The 18,679-nt window shown below is 68.1% G+C and carries 16 protein-coding genes; 14 read left to right on the forward strand and 2 right to left on the reverse strand.

What is annotated here, in order from left to right; all coding sequences use genetic code 11:
* Window positions 1–83 precede the first annotated feature (83 nt).
* Window positions 84–1,280, forward strand: a complete 1,197-nt coding sequence (locus tag V3388_RS11330) for a hypothetical protein (protein ID WP_336367662.1) — start codon at window positions 84–86, stop codon at window positions 1,278–1,280.
* 11 nt (window positions 1,281–1,291) lie between these two features.
* The gene (locus V3388_RS11335; protein WP_442915639.1) at window positions 1,292–2,074 is read left to right on the forward strand and encodes a sulfite exporter TauE/SafE family protein; all 783 of its coding nucleotides are present in this window, start codon (window positions 1,292–1,294) and stop codon (window positions 2,072–2,074) included.
* Window positions 2,075–2,121: 47 nt separating this feature from the next.
* Here the strand turns inward: V3388_RS11335 and V3388_RS11340 are convergent, their stop codons facing one another.
* Complete coding sequence (locus tag V3388_RS11340) at window positions 2,122–4,095, reverse strand: sensor domain-containing diguanylate cyclase (protein WP_336367663.1); 1,974 nt, start codon at window positions 4,093–4,095, stop codon at window positions 2,122–2,124.
* A gap of 120 nt (window positions 4,096–4,215) precedes the next feature.
* Between V3388_RS11340 and V3388_RS11345 the strand changes: the two genes are divergently transcribed.
* The 9 genes from V3388_RS11345 to V3388_RS11385 all read left to right on the forward strand — a co-directional run bounded on the left by V3388_RS11345 (window position 4,216) and on the right by V3388_RS11385 (window position 12,165).
* On the forward strand, window positions 4,216–5,016 hold the full coding sequence (locus V3388_RS11345) for a MotA/TolQ/ExbB proton channel family protein (RefSeq protein ID WP_336367664.1): 801 nt from the start codon (window positions 4,216–4,218) through the stop codon (window positions 5,014–5,016).
* Window positions 5,003–5,395, forward strand: coding sequence for an ExbD/TolR family protein (locus tag V3388_RS11350; RefSeq protein ID WP_336367665.1), 393 nt, complete (start codon window positions 5,003–5,005; stop codon window positions 5,393–5,395). Before V3388_RS11345 ends, V3388_RS11350 begins: the two co-directional genes overlap by 14 nt.
* Complete coding sequence (locus V3388_RS11355) at window positions 5,392–5,799, forward strand: biopolymer transporter ExbD (RefSeq protein WP_336367666.1); 408 nt, start codon at window positions 5,392–5,394, stop codon at window positions 5,797–5,799. Before V3388_RS11350 ends, V3388_RS11355 begins: the two co-directional genes overlap by 4 nt.
* The gene (locus V3388_RS11360) at window positions 5,796–6,581 is read left to right on the forward strand and encodes an energy transducer TonB (protein WP_336367667.1); all 786 of its coding nucleotides are present in this window, start codon (window positions 5,796–5,798) and stop codon (window positions 6,579–6,581) included. The genes V3388_RS11355 and V3388_RS11360 overlap by 4 nt, the downstream gene beginning before the upstream one ends.
* A 342-nt stretch (window positions 6,582–6,923) precedes the next feature.
* Window positions 6,924–7,778 (forward strand): formate/nitrite transporter family protein, encoded by an 855-nt coding sequence (locus tag V3388_RS11365; RefSeq protein ID WP_336367668.1) that lies wholly within the window; start codon window positions 6,924–6,926, stop codon window positions 7,776–7,778.
* On the forward strand, window positions 7,768–9,516 hold the full coding sequence (locus V3388_RS11370) for a bifunctional protein-serine/threonine kinase/phosphatase (protein ID WP_336367669.1): 1,749 nt from the start codon (window positions 7,768–7,770) through the stop codon (window positions 9,514–9,516). The genes V3388_RS11365 and V3388_RS11370 overlap by 11 nt, the downstream gene beginning before the upstream one ends.
* A 210-nt stretch (window positions 9,517–9,726) precedes the next feature.
* Window positions 9,727–10,245, forward strand: coding sequence for an Hcp family type VI secretion system effector (locus V3388_RS11375; protein WP_336367670.1), 519 nt, complete (start codon window positions 9,727–9,729; stop codon window positions 10,243–10,245).
* A 189-nt stretch (window positions 10,246–10,434) separates the two neighbouring features.
* On the forward strand, window positions 10,435–11,127 hold the full coding sequence (locus V3388_RS11380) for a hypothetical protein (RefSeq protein WP_336367671.1): 693 nt from the start codon (window positions 10,435–10,437) through the stop codon (window positions 11,125–11,127).
* Window positions 11,128–11,301: 174 nt separating this feature from the next.
* Entirely contained in the window at window positions 11,302–12,165 is an 864-nt protein-coding gene (locus V3388_RS11385) for an isocitrate lyase/PEP mutase family protein (protein ID WP_336367672.1), read from the forward strand.
* Between the two features lie 7 nt (window positions 12,166–12,172).
* On the opposite strand, the gene V3388_RS11390 is transcribed toward V3388_RS11385, so the two are convergent.
* A complete protein-coding gene (locus V3388_RS11390) occupies window positions 12,173–14,947 on the reverse strand; it encodes a nitrate reductase (protein WP_336367673.1) in 2,775 nt (924 codons plus the stop codon).
* Window positions 14,948–15,418: 471 nt separating this feature from the next.
* Here V3388_RS11390 and V3388_RS11395 point away from each other — a divergent pair, with 471 nt between their 5' ends.
* The 3 genes from V3388_RS11395 to V3388_RS11405 are packed head-to-tail and all read left to right on the forward strand — an operon-like array spanning window position 15,419 to window position 18,667.
* Complete coding sequence (locus V3388_RS11395; RefSeq protein ID WP_336367674.1) at window positions 15,419–16,819, forward strand: CmpA/NrtA family ABC transporter substrate-binding protein; 1,401 nt, start codon at window positions 15,419–15,421, stop codon at window positions 16,817–16,819.
* A gap of 20 nt (window positions 16,820–16,839) precedes the next feature.
* On the forward strand, window positions 16,840–17,817 hold the full coding sequence (locus tag V3388_RS11400; protein ID WP_336367675.1) for an ABC transporter permease: 978 nt from the start codon (window positions 16,840–16,842) through the stop codon (window positions 17,815–17,817).
* The gene (locus tag V3388_RS11405) at window positions 17,810–18,667 is read left to right on the forward strand and encodes an ABC transporter ATP-binding protein (protein ID WP_442915640.1); all 858 of its coding nucleotides are present in this window, start codon (window positions 17,810–17,812) and stop codon (window positions 18,665–18,667) included. Before V3388_RS11400 ends, V3388_RS11405 begins: the two co-directional genes overlap by 8 nt.
* The last annotated feature ends 12 nt before the right edge of the window (window positions 18,668–18,679 follow it).

Consider the following 18,679-nt stretch of genomic DNA (forward strand, 5'->3'; position numbering starts at 1 on the left):
GTTATTGTGTGGTGTCTGATTGAGCCCAATGCTTGAGCCCAACCCGTCCGTGCGACAGCCCAACCCGTTCAGGTGGCGCCTTGATGACTCGCAAAACCGAAAGCTTACGCCAGCGCCTGCGCATTTTCACCCTGCTGGCCCTGGCCGCCTGGGCCAGTAGCGCCCCGGCCTCGGAACCCGAGGAAACCACGCCGGATCCCGCCGCCGGCGAGCCCAGCCCGTGGACGCAGGTGGTGCGGGCGTCGCCCTACTGGGTCAGCCAGGGGGTCTATCAGAACGTGCTGACCCTGCGCCGCTGGGTGCTCGAAGGCCGCAGTTACTGCGCCGAGCCCGACCGCCACATCCTGTACGACATGCGCGGCCGATTCCTGGCCTGGCTGTCCGACGGCGACGACCGGGCAGAGACCCAGGCCCGGCTGAACGACACCCGCGAGGCCCTGGCCAAGCGGGGCGCCGTGGACACTTGGCTGCCGGGCGAGGACGGCCAGGCCGGCTACCCGTTTGCCCTGTCCTGCGACCAGCCCTTCGCCGACCTGGACGAAGCGATCGATCGTCTGGTCGGTACGGACCCGGACGACCGGCTCTGGGGCCGCTGGGACACGCTGGATTTCGCCTCGGAGGATCACCCACGAAGCCTGGCGGAGGCGCTTTGGTATGTGTACCAGAACCGCGTCGAGGCCGGCCGCCTGTCGCTGCCCGCCGGGCTGATACACCACCTGGCCGGGCAGATCCTGATCGAGAGCGGCGCCCGCAGCCAGGCCCACTCTGCCGCCAATGCCCGGGGCATTTTTCAGCTCTCACCCACGGCGCTGTCCGACTGTGAGATCCGCCCGGACAACGTCTGGCACCGCCTGGCCCAAATCGATTGTGCGCTGCGCCTGACCGCCCAGAACGCGCGCAACCTGCGACCAGCGTTCGAGGCCCGGTTCGGCAACCTGCCTGACGACAAACGGCAAACGCTGTTCCACCTGCTGCTGATCCAGGCGTATCATGGTGGCGCCGGCCGCGTCACGGCCCTGCTGGAGGACCCGGAACTGTCCCGACCGGCAGCCTATTTCGCCGAGCACGCGGACCGGTTCAGCGCCGGCGACATCGCCTTCGGGATGGTGTTCCATAACCTCGGCCGGGACCGGCTCGGGCTGGCGTCGCTGTATTACGTGGCCGATGTGGAGCTGGCCAGCGAAGCGTTGTGCCGCCGGTGGCAGCGGGACGCCGCTGACGCCACCACAGCGGATGACTTCACCGCGGGATTGTGCCCAGGGCCCCCGCCAGCGGACTGACCGTTCGACCCATGACACTGCCTGTTGATCTTCTTCCGGATGCCCTGTCCCCGGGCGTCGCCCTGTTCCTGCTCGCCTGCTCCGCCGTCACGTCCATGGTCACTGCTGCCCTGGGTGCCGGTGGCGGTCTCCTGCTACTGGTGCTGATGGCCAGCTGGCTGCCGCCGGCGGCGATCATTCCCGTGCACGGCATGGTGCAACTGGGGTCCAACGGCGGGCGCATGGCCATGACCTTCCGCCACATTGACTGGCGGGTGATCGCGGCGTTCGCCCCCGGGGTTCTGGCGGGCGCCGGCCTGGGTGCCCTGGTGCTGGTGCACCTGCCCGAACACCTGTGGCAGCTGGCGATTGCCCTGTTCGTGCTGTTCCTGTGCTGGGGGCCCGCGCTGCCCAAGGGCGCGTTTGGCCCGCTGGGCGTGTTTATCGCCGCCGGCCTCACCAGCTTCGTCAGCCTGTTTGTCGGCGCCACCGGGCCGCTGGTGGCGGCCTTCATCAAACAGATTCACGCCGACCGATTCAAAACCGTGGCCACCTTCGCCACCGCGATGACCCTGCAGCACCTGCCCAAGGCGGTGGTGTTCGGGGCCGCCGGGTTCGTATTCTCAGATTGGCTGGGGTTCATCCTGGCGATGGTAGTGTGCGGTTTCACCGGCACCTGGCTGGGCCTGCGGCTGCTGAATGCCCTGGATAACCGCCGCTTTACCCGGCTGTTCAACCTGGTGCTCACGCTGCTGGCGCTGCGCCTGTTGTGGCTGGCGGGGGTCACCGCCGGCTGGTGGTCGTCGCCGTTCTGATCCGCGGCCGCCACGTCCTGATCCAATCGGGGCCGGGCCGCACCGGATTACGCCATCGGCATCGCGGGGGATGACACCACCACCCGGTTGCGGCCGCCAGCCTTGGCGGCGTAGGCCGCTTCGTCGGCCCGGGCGACCACCGCCCGGGGTTCCGCATCGGTCGCCCGCACATCGGTGACGCCAATGGAGGCGGTCACGCTGAAACGGCGGCCGTCCTGTTCCAGCACCAGTGCTTCGACATCCGCCCGCAACCGTTCCGCCAGCTGTTCGGCACGGGCGAGGCCGCAGGCGGGCAGCAGAATGCCGAATTCGTCGCCGCCCAGGCGGGCCACCACGTCCGAACTGCGAACCGCCTCCCGGAACCGGTCCGCCAGGCGCCGCAGCAAGTCATCACCGAGCAGGTGCCCGCCCAGGTCGTTCACCGGCTTGAAGTGGTCGAGATCAATCATCATCAGCACCGTCGGCACCGGCTGCCCGCCGGCTTCGCCCAGCGCTTTCACCAGGGCCGCGGTGAACGCGCGGCGGTTGGCCAGCTGGGTCAGGGCGTCGTGGGTAGCCTCCCAGGACAGCCGTTCTTCGGCGCGGCGCCGGTCGCTGTCGTCCCGAAGCACAAACACCATGCGCTCGTCGGGGGTGCCCCGTCGCAGGTGCAGCATGGTCAGATCAATGTCGTAGGTCTCACCGGCCCAGTTGCGGACGGTGCAGTACACGCTGTCGAGTTCGTCCGAGGCCAGGAACGCGTCGCGGCTCCAGGTACCGGCGTCGGTCTTCACTTCGATCTTGGTGAAAAAGTCCCCGCTGCGGCAATCCACCTCGCTGCCCAGGAAACGGCAGGCGGCATCGTTGGCGTAGCGGATGCCACCGTCCACATCCACCAGCAGGACCCCTTCCTGCAGGGCGCCGAGAATGCCCTCGGCCATTTCCTGTTCCTGGCGCAGGCGCTCGAACACCTCTGCACGCTCCGCGATCAGGCGGTTGAACAGGTCCGCCACCAGCCGGATTTCGGTACCACCGGCGATGTCCACCGCGGTTTGCCGGCGCCCTTCGTGCAGGTCCCGGATTTGCCGCCCGAGCCGCCGCAGGGGTGACAACAGCCGGCCGAACGCCCACAGGGACAGGGGAATCATCACCGCCACCACCGCCAGCAGCAGCCAGACAAACGCGTCTCCGATGCGGGAGAGGGGGGCCAGCGCCTCCCGGGTCGGCCATACGCCCATAACAAACCAGGGCACCTGGGCCATCTGCTGCACCGACAGCAGGCTCGGTTCGCCGTTTTCGCTGCGGCCATTGCGAGTGCCCTCAAAGCCGGCCATGGCCTCTCTTATCAAGGCGTTACCGGTATCCACACGGCCCAGGGGCGCGTCACCCGTGCCGTTCATCACCCGGATACCGGCCCGCGTGACCACCTCGAGGTAGCCGCTCTGGCCGAGGTGCACCCCGGCGATGTCCCGGATCAGGTTATCCCCGGACAGTACAATGGTGCCGCCGATCATCCCGATAAACCGCTGGCGGGCGTCAAACAGGGGTGCCGCCACCATGATGGTGGGCCGCTGGCGCTGCGCCGACAGGAACGGGGCGCTGACCACCGGCGTCGGCTGGCGTGAAACCTCTCGGAAATAGGGCCGATAGGAGACGTTGGTTCCAACGAGACCGCTGTACTCCGGTGACGCGGCCAGCAGCTCTCCGTCGTCCCCCACGAGATACAAGCCATCGAACAGGTGGCTCAGGGCAACCTGCTGCCGGAGCAGGGTTCGGGCGTTCTGCCGCAGCGCGCCGGCGGGCATGCTGAGGCTGCTGGCCACATGGCTAAGGACGTCCAGGCGGCGGCGCAGCCGGTCGTCCAGCTCATTGGCCACCAACCGGCTCAAGGTCGCCAACTGATCCTGGGACTGCTGCCCCAGCTCACCCTGGCTGAGCCACATGTTGGCGACCGTGAGCGCCAGGGCGGTCAGCAGCACGGCCGCCACAACCAGCGCCACGGCTCGATTTACCAGGCTGGCCAGCCAGGTTTTGATGATCACTGCGCTACTCCCTCCATGCCGCTGAGTCTAGCAAAATCCACCGGGTTGACGACGGCGGCCCTTGTTGATGTTATTGATAATCGTTACTATTACAGTCCGCATTTGATAACGGTGACCGCGATGTTTTCCCTGACCCCAGACCATCCCCTCAGTGCGCTGCTCAACATGGGCGGCCCGGTCATGCTGGCTCTAGTCGCGCTGGCCTTGGTGTGCATGGCAGCGTTTATCTACCTGATGCTCGGCGGCGTCCTTTACGCACCCCGGCAGACCCGCCCGCTCCGCCGCGCCCTGGCCGACTGGACCCACAGCCGCGGCACGCTCGACATCGACGCGCTGCCGCTCGCCCCGCATCGTCTCCAGCGCAGGAATCCGATGGTCAGCCTGGTCCGCCAGGCGATGGCGGCTTGCCAGGCCGGCATCGACTCGGCCACCCTCCGGGAAACGCTGGGCAGCCAGGCGGAACAGGCCCTCAAACCGTTCGAGGCGCCCCTGCGCATCATCGAACTCACCGCTGCCCTATCGCCGCTGCTGGGGCTTCTGGGCACCGTGCTTGGCATGATGGACGCCTTCAGCACCATGGCCGCCAGCACCGGCCGGGCCGACGCCAGCCAGCTCAGCGGCGGCATCTACACGGCGTTATCGACCACGGCCGCCGGCCTGGTGGTGGCTATTCCGGCCGCCGCGCTCGCCGCCTGGGTGGACTTTCGGCTGCGCCGGTTGCGCCAGACTCTGAACGACACGCTGATCACCGTGCTCAGCGCCGGCGCCGAGCCAATGCGGCGCGCGCCGCAGCCCTCCGCTGCCGCGCATGAGACACCCCATACCGGCAATCCGGCGTCCATGGCGCACGAGGATAACGGGGCCCGGGCCGGGCGAACGCCTTCCGATCAGCGCGCCCGGGTGGCCCATGCAACTGGTTGACCAGCCACCCCGGCGGCCATTGCCGATCCGGCTGACGCCGCTGATTGATGTTGTCTTCATCCTGCTGGTCTTCTTTATGCTGACCACCCGTTTGCTGCCGGTGTCCACCCTCGCGCTGGACAACCAGACCGCCACCGCCCGCGCGCCCGGCGACCCCGTGCCCACCGTCACCGTTGAAGCGGACGGCCAGCTGCGCTGGCAGGGCACAACCGGCGACCCCAACGCCATCGCCGCCCGCCTGCGAAACGCTGGCATAACCGAGGTCAATCTGGCTACGGCACCCGAGGCCAGACTGACCCACCTCACCGGGGCCCTGAGCCAACTGGACAGCGCCCACATCCGCGCCCACTGGCAGAGGAGGGCGCCGGCCACGCCATGACGCCACTGCTGCCAGCCCCCGAACGCGGCACATCCCTTCAGGATCGCCTGGAGGAGGCCCTGCTGCCGCTGATCAATCTGGTGTTCCTGCTGCTGATGTTCTTCCTGATGGCCGGGCATCTGTCCGATGAGCCATTGCCCGGGTTGCCGGCAGGACCGAACGGGGGCGACCGGGCACCGGTGCGTGCCGATCTGGTCATTACCGAAAGCGGGCACTTCCGGGTAAACGGCGAGACGCTGACAGCGGATGCACTTCCCGGATCGCTGCCGGCCCCGGCGGCGGACGAGCCGCTGCGAATTGCCGCCGCCGGCCAACTGGCCATGACGCAGCTCGAACCCCTGCTGGCAGAGCTGGAACACCTGGGTTACCAGGACGTGATGTTGCTGACGGAGCCGGCGGAATGACGCCCCTGGCCCGACGCCACCGACCGGCTCAAGCAAGCCCGCCAGTCTCTCGGCACCGGCCCATCGGCCGCTGGCCCACCCTCTGGCTACTGCCGACGGCCATTACCCTGACGGCCCTGCTGGCGGCCAGCCTGACCCCGGACACGCTGCCACAGCCAGGGGCCGTCAGCGTCTTAAGCGAGTCCCCGGCCCTGCGCCTTCGCCTGGCCGGGCCTGTCACTGCAACGTCCGCCACCCCGGAGCAATCGCGCTCCGAAGCGGCCGCACCCGAGCCTGCGACGACGAGCCCCGCACCGGAACAGCCCGAACCCCAACCGGCTAAACCCTCCCCCGAGCAACCGGAACCCCGGAAACACACTCGGCCGGCGCCTGCCCCGGCCACCGCGCCGACGCCCAGGGCAGAGGCGCCCGAGGCCCAGGAGAAACCGGCGCCCTCCATCCAAAGCGGTGACGGGGGCGATGCGGCCGTCACCCTCAACGCCGGTGCGTCCGAGCGCACCGACGATTACCTCAGCCGCCTGACCCGCCATCTGAGCCGCTTCTATCAGTATCCCCGCCGCGCTCGCCGGCTGGGGCAGGAAGGCACGGCGGTGGTCCAGTTCAGCTTTACCCGGGACGGCACCCTGATCGACCACCGGCTCTCGGACAGTTCCGGCCACGACCGGCTCGACCAGGCCGCGCTGGCCATGCTGGCCAAGGCCGCCCCCCTGCCGCCGGTGCCGGACAGCATGGCCGGCGACCGCTTCCGTTTCGCCCTGCCGGTGCGCTTCCGGCTGCGGTAAGCCGGCTGCCCGTGCCCCTCCCACGGGCACTGGTGCCGTGGCCGCGCACTGACACGGTGCAGTCTCGCATCGCCCGTGGCGACCGCCTGCCCCGGCGAAAACTTGAGTAACTCACCGTTTTACAGAGAGTTTCTGCCACCAGGTCTGTACTTGGCACGGCGCCTGCAAATGTCCCAGTAACAGGGCCAATGGCGGCCCTGTACAGCGTGACATTTGCATTTGGACAACGGCGTCTGTGCGGCATTCGAGGGTCTGGGCCCCGAAGCCGTCAGCGCCGTTTTTTTTGGGGCACAGGCTTGCCAGTGTGGCACCGGTGCCAAGGCAGGAATCGAGGAAATCACCATGTCATACATTGCGCCTTCCGAGTTCGTCACCAAAATGGTCGACGCCGGCGAATCCAAGATTTACATGTCCACCCGGGACACCCTCATCCGCGCCTACATGGCCGGCGCCATTCTCGCCCTCGCCGCGGTGTTCGCGGTAACCGTGGCGGTTCAGACCGGCGTCTTCCTGATTGGCGCCGTGCTCTTCCCCATTGGCTTCTGCATGCTCTACCTGATGGGCTTTGACCTGCTCACCGGCGTGTTCATGCTCACGCCCCTGGCCCTGCTCGACAAACGCCCCGGCGTCACGCCGGCGTCCATCCTGCGTAACTGGGGCTGGGTATTCCTGGGCAACTTCGGCGGTGCCCTGACCGTGGCGTTCATGATGGCGTTCATCTTCACCTACGGCTTCAGCACCGATCCGGGTCCCATCGGCACCAAGATTGCCGGCATCGGCGAGGCCCGTACCCTGGGCTACGCGGAATACGGCGCGGCCGGCTGGTTCACCATTTTCATCCGCGGCATGCTGTGCAACTGGATGGTGTCCATGGGCGTGGTCGGCGCGATGATCTCCACCAACGTGACGGGCAAGATCCTGGCCATGTGGATGCCGATCATGCTGTTCTTCTTCATGGGCTTTGAGCACTCCGTGGTGAACATGTTCCTGTTCCCCTCCGCGATGATCATGGGCGGCAACTTCTCCATCGCCGACTACTTCATCTGGAACGAAATCCCCACCGCCCTGGGCAACCTGGTGGGTGGCCTGGCCTTCACCGGCCTGACCCTGTACACCACCCATGTGCGCACCGCGCCCAAGCGTCCGCGCCCGGCCGTGGTCGGCGACGCGGCCCTGTCCGGCAGCCATGGCGGCTGACGGCGGGCCTGGCACCGGCCGGCTGCGGGTTCGCGCCGGCCAGTGCTCCGACCGGGGCCGGAAAGCCACCAACCAGGATTTCCACGGCCTCTGGACCCCCGATGATCGCGCCCTGGCCACCCGGGGCGTTGCCGTGGCACTTGCCGACGGCATCAGTTCCAGCAACGTCAGCCAGGTGGCCGCGGAAGCCGCAGTCACCGGCTTTCTCAACGATTACTACAGCACGCCGGATACCTGGTCGGTGAAACACGCCGCCCACCGGGTGCTGTCCGCCACCAACGCGTGGCTGCACGCCCAGACCCGGCAAAGCCAGTACCGCTACGACCTCGACCGGGGCTACGTCTGCACCCTGGCGGTACTGATCCTGCACTCCACCACCGCCCACGTGTTCCACGCCGGCGATACCCGGGTGTATCGCCTGCGGGGGGACCGGCTGGAATGCCTCACCGACGACCACCGGCTGTGGCTGTCCCGCACCGAAAGCTGCCTGACCCGGGCCATGGGCCTGGAGCACCGGATTGAACTGGATTATCACAGCGTGCCGGTGACGGTGGGGGACCGCTTCCTGCTGGCCACCGACGGCGTCTACGAGTTCCTGGACGATGCGGCCCTGCGCCACACGCTGACCAGCGGCGATGATCTGGACGCGACCGCCCGGGCACTGGTGGACCAGGCCCTGGCCGCCTGCAGCGACGACAACCTGACGGTGCAAGTGCTTGAGGTAAGCGACCTGCCGGATACCCAGGCGGCCAACGAACTGGAGCAGGCGCTGGAGGCACTGCCGTTGCCGCCGGAACTCGCGCCCGGCCAGCGCCTCGACGGCTACCGGATTCTGGACACCCTGCACGCCAGCAGCCGCAGCCAGGTGCTCTTGGCGGTGGACGAGGCCACCGACAGCCGGGTTGCGCTGAAACTGCCGTCCCGGGAGCAGCGGGACGACCCCGCCTACCTGGCCCGGTTCGCCGCCGAGGCCTGGATCGGCCAGCGCCTCCACAGCCCCCACGTGGTGCGCCCGTTTGCGCCGGAGCGGGCCCGCAGTTGCCTGTACCTGGCCACCCATTACGTCGCCGGCGAGTCCCTGCGCCAGTGGATGCTGGACCGCCCGAAGCCGGCCCTGGCCGAGGTGAGAGCCTTGGTGGCACAGGTGGTCAAGGGCTTGCGAGCGTTTCACCGGCTGGAAATGGCACATCTGGATATGCGCCCCGACAACGTCCGCCTGGACGCCGCCGGCACCGCGCAGCTGATCGATTTCGGCGCCACCCGGGTGGCCGGTCTGCCCGCCTTTGACGCCCAGAACGAGGATGCCGTACCCCGGGGCGCCGCCCTGTACTGCGCGCCAGAAATCCTGCTGGGGGAGCCGGGTGACTGGCGCTCAGACCAGTTCTCCCTGGGGGTGATGACCTACCAGATGCTGACCGGGGCGCTGCCCTACGATACCGACGTGCCCGGCATCCGCCAGCGCAGCGATCTGCGCCGGCTGCACTACCGGCCCGCCCGGGACCGGCGACCGGACCTGCCGCCCTGGCTGGACGACGCCCTCGCCCGGGCCGTGCACCCCGAGCCCCACAAGCGCTATCCGGCGTTGTCGGAATTCGTCCAGGGCCTGCACCAGCCGGACCCGGACTGGCACCGGCGCCACCGGCCACCGCTGATGGCCCGCCACCCGGTGGTGTTCTGGCAGGGGGTGTCCGCCGCGCTGCTGCTGGCGCTGCTCGCCAGCCTTGCCCTCGGCCGGTAACCCGCCGGGCAACGTTTTGCCCGGCCAGCCATTCCTCGCCCGATCCCCAGGCGGGTTGTTGCCCGGGACAGGTTCGGCGATCGCACGGAATTCGATAGATGACTGTTTTAACGGGGAAATGTCAGGCTGGCACGGCACTTGATTAGAGGTCTGCGCCATCGGCAACCGCCGGTGTCAGGATTCTCTACCATCAACGTCAAGGAGCAGACAATGCCAACTCCCTGTTATATCAGCATCGAAGGCCAGACCCAGGGCAACATCACCGCCGGCGCCTTCACCTCCGATTCCGTCGGCAACATCTACGTGGAAGGCCACGAAGACGAAATCCTGGTGCAGGAATTCAGCCACGTCGTCACCGTGCCCACCGACCCGCAGTCCGGCCAGCCCTCCGGCCAGCGCGTCCACAAGCCCTTCAAGTTTACCTCCGCGCTGAACAAAGCCACGCCGCTGATGTACAACGCGCTGGCGTCCGGCGAAATGCTGCCCAAGGTCGAACTCAAGTGGTACCGCACCTCCGTTGAAGGCAAGCAGGAGCATTTCTTCTCCACGCTGCTGGAAGACGCCACCATCATCGACATCAACTGCAATATGCCCCACTGCCAGGACTCCGGTAACGCGGACTTCACCCAGCTGGTCACCGTGTCCCTGTCCTACCGCAAGGTCACCTGGGAGCACGCCGTAGCTGGCACCTCCGGCGCTGACGACTGGCGTTCGCCGGTCGAGGCATAAGCCGTGGCCGGGAGGCGTCGCCTCCCGGTGCTTTTCCGGCAAGACCCACCCCTCCCGCCATAGCAATTCCTCGTCACCGACGTTACCCTTTTCCTGTCACCGTAAGCTCTCACCCGCTGTGGGCGAAGAACGCGAGTGCCACCCTCCCAAAAAACCATGGCGATTGCCTCTGCTCACAGGATGCCGTCGATGCCTCCGGCCAACACCGATGCCCGCCATCTGGCCCACCTCATGTGCGACGCCACCCGCGATCTGCTCTGGGCGCGGGCGCCGGACACGGTGCGGAGCAACGGCCTGCAGGTCCGCGTTGGTTCCGGAGCCGCCACCTACCACCGGTTTGATCCGTCCGCCCGGGTGCATCGGATTACCTACGGCCAACGGATGGTGGCGGCCAAGCAGCAGCCGGCGCAGGCGGTGGGATGGCTGTCGGCCCGGGAGATTCGGGGACGGGGTTACTTTGACGGGGTAATGAGCACCCTGAACCTGCTGGCCCACACCTGCTGCCACGAATTTGCCCATCTTCTCCAGTACAGCGCCGGTGAACGACGCTACCGCTCGGTGCACAACCGGGCTTTCTACCAGCACCTGGACAACCTGCACGCCAGCGGCGCGGCGGAGGCGGTGCGTCACCACCTTCGGGCCGGCGCGGACACCGCCGGCGTGCACCTGCCGGATACCGAGTTCGACGCGCCCAGCCCCACGGCGCTCCGGGCCCGGTGGTCGGTGGGGGATCCGGTGGTGTTCGGCGAGGGCCCAAGGCGCCACCGGGGCCAGGTGGAGCGCGTCAACCGCAAGACCTGCACGGTGCGCACCACCCATCCGACCCCCGGCGCCCGCTACCGGGTACCGATGATCCTGCTGCGCACCCTGGAAACGGCCTGAACAGAAACGGCCTGAACGGAAACCGCCCGAACGCCGCCTGACCATCCGGACTTGTCCTGAGGCCGCCTGCCCCCTTGGTCGGGCTGCGGGTTACCGGTTCAGGCGCTATGCTGTAGGGATTGTGTGCGTGCGCTAAGTGCAGCCACGCCAGACCCACCCGGCAGGAGACCCCGAATGGCAACACCGTCCCAACACGACCTTCGCAAAGACTTTCGCGCCCTGCTCGCCAGTGACCGGTGCTACTACACCGCGTCCACCTTTGACCCGATGTCCGCCCGCATTGCCGCGGACCTGGGTTTCGAGGTGGGCATCCTGGGCGGCTCGGTGGTGTCGTTGCAGGTGTTGGCCGCGCCGGATTTTGCCCTGATCACCCTGAGTGAGTTCACCGAGCAGGCCACCCGCATCGGCCGGGTGGCCCGGCTGCCCATCATCGCCGACGCCGATCACGGCTACGGCAACGCCCTGAACGTGATGCGCACGGTGACCGAACTGGAGCGGGCGGGTGTCGCGGCCCTGACCATCGAGGACACCCTGCTACCGGCCAAGTACGGCCACAAGTCCACCGATCTGGTGTCCACGGAGGAAGCCGTCGGCAAGATCGAGGCAGCCCTGGAAGCCCGCATTGATCCGGCCATGGCGATCTTCGCCCGCACCCACGCCGGCGAGCTGAGTGTCGCCGACACCATCGAGCGGGTGAAAGCCTATGAGGCCGTCGGCGCGGACGGCATCTGCATGGTCGGCATCCGGGATTTCGAGCACCTGGAGACCATCAGCCAGCACCTGCACGTGCCGCTGATGCTGGTGTCCTACGACAACCCGGAACTGGCGGACCGGCAGCGGCTGGCGGCCAACGGCGTGCGCATTGTGGTGAACGGCCACGCCGCCTATTTCGCCGCCATCAAGGCCACCTACGACTGCCTGCGGGAACAGCGCGGCAAGCCGGAAAGCACCCTCAACGCCTCCGATCTGTCCACCCGCTATTCCACCCTGGATGACAACGTGGAATGGGCCCGCCGATTTATGGACGTGCACGAGTAACCGGGACTCAGCCGGCCGTCTCGGCCTCCCCGGCCAGCAGCGCCCGCAGCTCCGGCAGGCACGAGCCGCACTGGGTGCCGCATCGGAGCCGGGCGCCGAGCGACTGGACGGTGTCGCAGCCCTCGTCCATCGCCGCCAGAATCTCATTCCGACCCACCTGGTGACAGCTGCAGACCACCGGGCCCGGGTCCGGGCCGTCCGGCGCTGCGCCCGCCAGTAGCCAGCGCCGCTGCTCGTCGGCCAGGGCTTCGCCGCCCAGGCAGCCATCCAGCCAGGCGGTCTCCGGCAGTAAGCCGGCCGGCGGCTCCACCAGCAGAACCGCCACCACCGACGGGCCCGCCATCCGGACCGCCCGGAAACGGCCAGCCGCGGTGTCACTCAGCACCAGCTGCGGCGTACCGCCCAGCAATTCCCCCGCCAGTTCCGCCCAGTCCGGCGTGCCACGGCCCGCCAGCCACCAGGAATCGCTGTGGGCCAGTGGCTGACGGCAGTGGTACGCCAGCACCCCGTTATTCGCTGGCCATTGCCCGGCCTGCCAGGGTCCGGCCTCCCGGTGCCGAAGCAGCCGCGCCTGCCAGTCGGTGGCCAGCGGTGCCACCCGGGCCAGACCACGCTTGCTGTCGGGCTGTCCGGACACCGGATCGGTCAATCGGGTCATCAGCTCGCTGGCCAGCGCGGACCCGGAAAACCGGCGGCTCCAGTGGATGGGCACAAACACCTCGCCGGGCCGCTGGGCTGTGGTGATCCGCACGGGCGCGACCACCTGCGCGGCCTCGGACGGGTTCCGGCCACCGGGCCGGGCGTCGGGCCGGCGCAGCACCGCCAGGGCGCCGTCCGTCAGGCCCGTCCGGCGGGCATCCTCCGGGTGCATGTCAATCATCGGCTGGCCCCGATGGGCCAGCAGCGACGGCGCCAGGCCGGTGCGGGTCATGGTGTGCCACTGGTCCCGATAGCGGCCGGTGTTGACCGTCAGTACCGTCTCTCCGGCAGCGGCCACCGCAGGCTCGGGCAGGGCGTCGCGAACCCGGACGGGCACCAGACGGGCCCGGCCATCCGGGGTGGCAAAATGGCCGTCCCCGAACAGCCTGTCGGTGCCGGCCACGCCGCTGGGGTTACGCCGAACGGGCCAGCGAATCGGGGACAGGCGCTGGTAGTCCGCCCCGGAGAGATCGGCCAGGGCCGAGAGATCCAGGGCCCGCCCAAGTTGCGCGGCCACACCGGTCAGGGCCGCGTGCTCCCGGAACACGGCCGCACTGTCGGCGAAGCGGAACGCCGCCCCATGCCCGAGTGCCTGCGCCACCGCCTGAAACATCCACCAATCCGGCCGGGCCTCGCCGGGCAGTGGCAGAAAGCCGCGCTGGCGCGACAGGCACCGCTCCGAATTGGTGACGGTGCCGTCCTTCTCGCCCCAGGCGGCGGCCGGCAGCTGAATGTCCGCCAGCGCGCTGGTATCGGTGTTCGCCACGCAGTCGGACACGATCACCGTCGGGCAACGGCGCAGGGCGTCGCGTACCCGATCGCTGTCCGGCAGGCTCACCGCCGGGTTGGTGCCGGCGATCCAGAGCACCTGGATGTCGCCCCGCTGCACCGCCTCGAACAGGTCCACGGCTTTCAGACCCGGCCCGTCCGCCAGTCCCGGGCTGCCCCAGAACCGGGCGACGGCGTCCCGCGCGCCGGGGGTGTCGTAGTCCAGGTGCGCGGCCAGGGTGTTGGCCAGCCCGCCCACTTCCCGACCACCCATGGCGTTCGGTTGCCCGGTCAGGGACAGCGGGCCGGCGCCGGGACGGCCGACGCGACCGGTGGCCAGATGCACGTTGATAATGGCGTTGCCTTTGTCGGTGCCGGCCACGGACTGGTTGATGCCCTGGGAAAACGCCGTGACCGTCCGCGGCGTCCGCGCAAACCAGGTGTAGAACCGGCGCAGGTCGTCCTCCGGCAGGTCGCAGGTGCGGGCCACCGCCGCCAGCGAGGGTGCGTCCGCCCGCGCGCACGCCAGGGCGTCGTCCAACCCGCTGCAATGGTTCGCCAGGTAGTCCGTGTCCAGCGCGCCGTGATCCGCCAGCCACACCAGCAGGCCGTTGAACAGGCAGGTATCCGTGCCCGGTCGCAGCGGCAGGTGCAGGTCCGCCAGGTCGGCGGTGGCCGTGCGGCGGGGATCAATCAGCACGACTTTTCGCCCGGTGCGGGCGGACCCCTGCATGCGCTGGAACAGCACCGGGTGCGCCCAGGCGGCGTTGCTGCCCGCCAGCACCACCAGGTCCGCCAGCTCCACGTCCTCATAGCAGCCGGGCACCACGTCCTCGCCGAAAGCCCGCTTATGGGCGGCCACTGCCGACGACATACACAGACGGGAGTTGGTATCCACATGGGGCGTGCCCAGGAACCCCTTGGCCAGCTTGTTGGCCACGTAGTAGTCCTCGGTGAGCAACTGACCGGACAGGTAGAAGGCCACCGAGCCCGGCCCATGCTGAGCCCGCGCTTGCCGCAGCCGGTCGGCCACGGCCGCAATGGCCGTCGGCCAGGGCACGTCCTCGCCGTCCACCCTGGGGGTCAGCAGGCGGCCCTCCGGCACCAGCGTCTGGCCCAGCGCAGCCCCCTTGACACACAGCCGGCCCTGATTCGCCGGATGCGACGGATCGCCGGCAATCTCGGGGCCAGCCGCCGCGGTTCGCACCTGAATACCGCAGCCCACGCCACAGTATGGGCAGGTGGATCGAACCGGCTGCCCGGCGCGAGCGCCCCGGCGATGAGTCTCCCCCGATGATGCGATCCCTGAGTTCATGGCGTCCCTCCCGGCCTGAACGCAAACAGCCCGCCGGAACCACGAGCATTGAAGGCGCTCGGGCTCCGGCGGGCTGCATTGCCGACCTGTCGTGATGAATGAATAGCTGCAACAAAAGGCTGCAATTCCGGGGCCAGTTCCCCAGCGGCCGCCGCTCCCGACATTCGCGGGCGGACCACGGTCAGTCCGCCCGGGGAACGGGCCACGCTGGTGCACGGCGCCTCTTTTCGCACCATCCCGTCCCAGTGAAGGCTCGCCAGCCAGCGCCACCATCGGCAAGGATCAATCGCCAGATGCCCGAAACACAACGACTTTTCCAAGCTGGCACGGGAGGTGCTGCGATCAGATCAGGCGCATCGCTGTGCGAACCGCGCCGGATTTTCTCTCACATCATTACCTCAGGCATCGGCGCCTGCGTTCCGGAGACGGAGCGCAGGCTTTTTTTTGCCTGGCCAACGGACGAGGCAGGTTATGAACGCACGCTCTGCATGTCACCGGATTGCCGTCGCGAGCCGGCGATTCACCCTCACCACCGTCACCGCCCTGGCGCTGGCCACCCTGATCGCTCCGGCGGCACAGGCCGAGATCGGCCCGCCGGAGAAACCCGACCTCAAGCTCGGCTTTATAAAGCTCACGGACATGGCCCCGCTGGCGGTGGCCTGGGAGAACGGCTACTTCATGGACGAAGGCCTGTTCGTGGAACTGGAGGCCCAGGCCAACTGGAAGGTGCTGTTGGACCGGGTGATTACCGGTGAACTGGACGGCGCCCACATGCTGGCCGGCCAGCCCCTGGGGGCCACCATTGGCTACGGCACCCAGGCCAACATCATCACCGCGTTCAGCATGGACCTGAACGGCAACGGCATCACCGTCTCGGACGACGTCTGGCAGGGCATGAAGCCCCAGCTCACCATGGAAAACGGCCGCCCCGTTCACCCCATCAGCGCCGCCGCCCTCAAGCCGGTGGTCGAGGCGGAGCGCAACGCCGGCAAGCTGTTCAAAATGGGCATGGTGTTTCCCGTGTCCACCCACAACTACGAACTGCGCTACTGGCTGGCCGCCGGCGGCCTCAACCCGGGCTACTACGCGCCCCAGCGGGGCGACACCAGCGGCACTCTGAAGGCCGACGTGCAACTGTCGGTGACGCCTCCGCCGCAGATGCCCGCCACCCTGGAAGCCGGCACCATCCAGGGCTATTGCGTGGGGGAACCCTGGAACCAGCAGGCGGTGTTCAAGGGCATCGGCGTGCCGGTGATCACCGATTACGAGATCTGGCCCAACAACCCGGAAAAGGTGTTCGGGGTCACCGAAGACTGGGCAAAGACCTACCCGAACACCCATCTGCACCTGCTGCGGGCATTGATCCGCGCCGCTTACTGGCTGGACGAGCACAACAACGCCAACCGGGCAGCGGCGGTCAAGATGCTGGCCCGGCCCAACTACGTCGGCGCGGATGAGAAAGTCATCGCCAACTCCATGACCGGCACCTTCGAGTACGAAAAAGGCGACGTGCGCCCGGTGCCGGATTTCAACGTGTTCTTCCGGTATTTCGCCACCTACCCCTACCCATCGGACGCCATCTGGTACCTCACACAGATGCGCCGCTGGGGGCAGATTCCCGAGTACAAGCCGGACCAGTGGTACCTGGACACCGCCCGCAAGGTCTACCGGGCCGACCTGTATGAGCAGGCCGCCCGCTCGCTGATCGAGGACGGCACCCTGCCGGCGGACGCCTTCCCGGACTTCAGCCAGGACAATTTTGCCCGCCCGCACCAGGGCAAACTGATCGACGGCGTGGCCTTTGATCCGGCCCAGCCCAACGCCTACATCGACCGGTTCGCGATCGGACTGAAAGGCAAGGAGACCCCGTAACCGGGGTCAGGAGTAACGCTATGACAACCGCAACCAACACCACCGCCCAACCCTGGCTGCGCCGCCTCTGGCAGCGGCGGCCGGCGCCCCGGGCCTGGCTGGCGTCCCTGACGCTGCCGGCTCTGGGTATCGCGCTGTTCCTGGCTCTGTGGCAGGTGCTGGCGCCGCAGGTCCAGACCTCCCTCGGCGCCTTTCCCGGCCCGGCCAGCGTCTGGGAGCAGGCCGGCCAGCTCTGGCAGGAGCATCAGGCGGAACAGGCCCGGGCCGACCAGTTCGTGGCCATGCAGGAGCAGCGCAACGCCCGCATCCTGGCCAAGAACCCGGACGCCGAGACCCGGATACGCCCCTATCCGGGGGCGCCCACCTTCATTGACCAGATTGTCACCAGCCTGATCACCGTGCTCACCGGCTTCGCCCTGGCCACGCTGATCGCCGTGCCCCTGGGCATTGTGATTGGCCTGAACCAGCGGGTGGCCGCCGCCTGCAACCCGCTGATCCAGCTGTTCAAGCCAGTGTCGCCGCTGGCCTGGCTGCCGCTGGTGACCCTGGTGGTCTCCGCCACCTACGTCAGCGACGACCCCATGTTCGCCAAGTCGTTCGTTACCTCCGTGGTCACCGTCACCCTGTGCAGCCTCTGGCCCACGCTGATCAACACCGCCACCGGCGTCGGCCAGGTGGACGACGACCTGGTGAACGTGTCCCGGGTGCTGCGCCTGCCGTTCTTGACCCACGTGCGCAAGGTGGTGCTGCCGGCGGCCATCCCGATGATTTTCTCCGGCCTGCGGGTCTCCCTCGGGATTGCCTGGATGGTGCTGATCGCCGCCGAAATGCTGGCCCAGAACCCGGGCCTGGGAAAATTCGTCTGGGATGAGTTCCAGAACGGCAGCAGCGATTCCCTCAGCCGGATCATGGTGGCGGTGCTCACCATCGGCGCGATCGGCTTCCTGCTGGATCGCCTCATGCTCACCCTCCAGAAAGGAGTGTCCTGGAATGCCTAACGCCCACCTTGAACTGACCGGGGTCGACATGACCTTTCCCACCCCCCGGGGCACCTTTCATGCCCTGGATACCGTCAACCTGAAAATCGCCCGGGGCGAGTTTGTTTCGCTGATCGGTCATTCCGGCTGCGGCAAATCCACCGTGCTCAACATTGTCGCCGGCCTGCTGCGGGCCAGCCGGGGCGGCTGCGTGCTGGACGGCCGCGAGGTCACCGAGCCGGGGCCCGAGCGGGCGGTGGTGTTCCAGAATCACGCCCTGATGCCATGGCTGACCGTTTACGAGAACGTGGAGCTGGCGGTGCGCCAGGTGTTCCGCCATACCCTGGACCGGAAGGCCCGGCGGGAATGGATCCAGCACAACCTCGAACTGGTGAACATGGCCCACGCCGCCGACAAGCGACCGGGGGAAATTTCCGGCGGTATGGCCCAGCGGGTGGGCATCGCCCGTGCCCTGGCCATGAAGCCCAAGGTGCTGCTGATGGACGAGCCCTTCGGCGCCCTGGACGCGCTCACCCGGGCGCACCTGCAGGATTCGCTGATGGCCATTCACCAGTCCCTGGGCAACACCGTGATCATGATCACCCACGATGTGGACGAAGCGGTGCTGCTGTCCGATCGCATCGTGATGATGACCAACGGCCCGGCGGCCACCGTGGGCGAGGATCTGCACATCAACCTGCCCCGACCGAGGGATCGGGTGGCCCTGGCCGAGGACCCGGACTATGCCCGCTACCGCCAGGCGGTGCTGCGGTTCCTGTACGAGAAACAGCGCAAGCTGGAAACCCTCACCCCCCGGGCGCCCGCGGCCGCGAGCCCGGCGCCGGAAGAAAGACGGGCCGCCCGGGCCTGAGCGCGGGCAGGC

Source organism: Marinobacter sp. C2H3 (assembly GCF_037080155.1).
Classification (GTDB): Bacteria; Pseudomonadota; Gammaproteobacteria; order Pseudomonadales; family Oleiphilaceae; genus Marinobacter.